Origin of the sequence: Protofrankia sp. Cas3, assembly GCF_963555955.1 — a bacterium.
Classification (GTDB): domain Bacteria; phylum Actinomycetota; class Actinomycetes; order Frankiales; family Frankiaceae; genus Protofrankia.
This window is the reverse complement of the sequence record NZ_CAUVXP010000295.1, coordinates 1-3,243: the sequence shown is the minus strand read 5'-3', so window position 1 is coordinate 3,243 and position 3,243 is coordinate 1. Positions and strand designations below refer to the sequence as shown.

The window sequence follows — 3,243 nt, the reverse complement described above, 5'->3', positions numbered from 1 at the left end:
ACGGCGGCGCGACGACCGCACATTGTCCGACCCGGGCGCCGTGGGCCTCGACGCGGCGGGTCATCCCCTGCTGCGCGCGCGTGTCGACCGGGCGGACGGTGACGGCGTCGTCCTCACCGGGCGGTTGTCCGTCGAGGACCAGCCGTGGCTTGCCGATCACGCCGTGATGGACACCGTCCTGCTGCCGGCAACCGGGTTCGTGGAGCTCGCGAACCACGCGGCGACGGTGGTCGGCGCTCGGCGGGTCGACGAACTCACACTGCACGTTCCGCTCGTGCTGCCCGAGCGCGGCGGCGTCCGCGTTCAGGTGGTGGTGGGGGCGCCCGACGCCGATGACCGGCGTGAGCTGGCCGTGTACTCCCGAGCGGAATCCGGCGGCGACGACGGCGGCGAGCGGCCGTGGACCACGCACGCGACGGGCCTGCTCGGGCCGGGAACTGCCGGTGACAGCGACGTCGCCGACGCTCAGCCGGATGCCGACGCGCTGGCGACCTGGCCGCCACCCGACGCCGAGGTGATGGAGATCGCTGGAGCGTATGAATGGTTTGCCGGCGAGGGGTACGCCTACGGGCCGACCTTCCAGGGCCTGCGCCGGGCGTGGCGCCGTGGCGCCGACGTCTTCGCCGAGGTCGCGTTGCCCGACGACGTCGCCCAGGACGCCGACGGCTACCACCTGCATCCCGCGCTGTTGGACGCGGCGCTGCACGCTTCTGTCATGACCATGCGCGGTGAGTCGCAGACGGCGGTCGTGCCGTTCTCCTGGAAGGATGTGCGGCTGCACGGACCGGCGACCACATCGCTGCGCGTGTGGCTGCGCCGGGTCCGCGACGACGCGGTCGCGGTTGTCGTCGGGGATACCGATGGACGGCTCGTCGCATCCGTCGGGGCGGTGGCTGGTCGAGCGGTGTCCCCCGAGCAGCTGGACGAGGCACGCAAAGCGGTCGGCACGACCGCTCCAGGGATCGAGTCCTGGCGCTACGAGATCACCTGGAAGCTCGCCGAGGACGTGCCGGTCGGCTCGGTCGAGGGACTATGGCTGACCGTGATGCCAGCGGCGTTCCGCGCCGACGCATGGGTGCACGCGGCAGGGGAGGCGCTCACCGCGCGGGGGGCCAGGGTCCACGCGATCGTCGTCGATGACGACGGCTCGGGTGGCCCCAGCCTGGATCGCGCTGGACTCAGGGAGCGGATCGCGGCGGCGTGTCCCGACGGTGAGCCGGTGCGGGGCGTGCTGTCCTGGCTCGGCCTCGACGAGCGGATGCTCCCGTCGGCTGACGCCGTGCCCGCGGGACTCGCGTTGTCGGCCGTCCTCGTCCAGGCGCTCGAGGACGCCGACGTCGACGCCCCGGTCTGGTTCGTGACCATCGACGCGATGGCCGCGGTCCCGGGCGACATGCTGGATCACCCGATCCAGTCGGCCGTGTGGGGACTGGGCCGGGCCGTCGGCCTGGAGCAACCCCGACGGTGGGGCGGAGTCGTCGACGTTCCAGTCCTGGCCTGCGACGAGGCAGCCAGCACGGTCGACGAGCAGGCCGTCGGTCGCCTGATCGACCTGCTCGGCGCGGACTGGCGGGAGGATCAGATCGCGATTCGGCCGTCCGGGGTGTACCTGCGCCGTCTGGCCAGGAGCTCGGTCGCCGACATCGACGCGGCCGGCGGCTGGACGCCGTGCGGAACCGTGCTGGTGACGGGCGGTACGGGCGCCCTCGGTGGCCACGTCGCGCGGTGGCTGGCGGCGAAGGGAGCCACGCATGTGGTGCTGACCAGCCGGGCCGGCCGGTCGGCCGCCGGGGCCGCGGAGCTGGAACGGGAACTGACCGAGCTGGGAGCCCAGGTCACGATCGCCCACTGTGATGCTGCCGACCGCGCGCAGGTCACCGAACTGCTGGCGGCTCTCCCTGCTGACCCGCCGCTGACGGCCGTGATCCACACTGCCGGGGTCTCCAACGACGGCCTGATCGACGCGCTGACGCCTGAGGCTATGCAGACGGTCCTGCGGTCAAAGATCACTGGCGCGATGAATCTGGATGAGCTGACCCGCGATCGGGATCTGTCCGCGTTCGTGATGTTCTCGTCGGTGTCCGGGGTACTCGGGACCGCCGGGCAGGCCAGCTATGGCGCGGCGAACACCTTCCTCGACTCGCTGGTCCAGGCCCGCCGCGCCCGGGGTCTGGCCGCAACGTCGTTCGGTTGGGGCATGTGGGGCGGTGGCGGGATGGCGGCCCTCGGCTCGAACGAGGAACGCATCGTGCGCGTCGGGATCCGGGCAATGGACCCCCAGGAGGCGATGGCCGTCATGGACCAGGCGATGTCGGAGAACGCGGAGTTCCTCACCGTGCTCGACGTGGACTGGCGGCGCTACGTCGCCCGGATCTACGGTGGCATTCCGAGCCCGTTGATCAGCGATCTGCCCGAACTGCGAGCCGCGCGGTCGGTCGCCGTCGGTGCTGCCGCCGCGGGCGGGCAGTCGTGGAGCGACCGGCTCGCCACCATGTCCGAGGTGGAGCGCGGCCGGGCGCTTATGGCCCTGGTTCGCGAGACGGTCGCGGCCGTCCTCGGGTTCGCCTCGGTCGGGGACGTCGCCCCGGCCCGCGCCTTCAGCGAGCTGGGCTTCGACTCCCTGGCCGCGGTCGAGCTGCGCAACAAGCTCAATGCGGCCACCGGGCTGCGGCTACCGGCTACTTTGATCTTCGATTATCCGACGCCGGTGGCGGTCGCCGATCTCCTGCTGAGCGAGCTGGTCGCTGAGCAGGAGACGACGGTCGACTCGGTGCTCGCTGAACTGGACCGGTTGGAGTCCGTGCTGGCAACGCTCGCGCCCGAGGACGACGAGGCCGGCCTGGTGGCGGCCCGCGCCGACGAGATTCTGGCGAAGGTGACATCGGGCCGAGTGGAGCGCCGGGCCGTGACCGGCGCTGGCGGCGTGTCGACCGAGATGATCGAGTCGGCGTCGGACGACGAGATGTTCGACTTCATCAACACCCAACTTGGGAAGTCGAGCTCCTGACCTGTCTGATGCGCAGCAGGCAGTTTTCAGGTAATCACTCGTCCGGTGATGTCGGCGCGGGGTGGGGCTTCTTGGTATGCGGGGCATGGCGGGACAAGCTGCGGGTGCCGTGCGGCCCGGCCCCGGCCCCAACACTCCGACCGCCGGGGTGTTGGAATCTTAGGGGTTGTAAGGGCTTCCGGAAATATTAGGGTGGATATGAAGTTCGCACGGCTCGCGCATCACCTCCATCGGCG

Annotated in this window: 1 protein-coding gene; it reads left to right on the top strand. The window is 71.1% G+C overall.

What is annotated here, in order from left to right; genetic code table 11:
- A partial coding sequence (locus tag U9983_RS27350; protein WP_322756772.1) for an SDR family NAD(P)-dependent oxidoreductase occupies positions 1-3,007 on the top strand: 3,007 nt, incomplete at its 5' end.
- Positions 3,008-3,243: the final 236 nt, after the last annotated feature.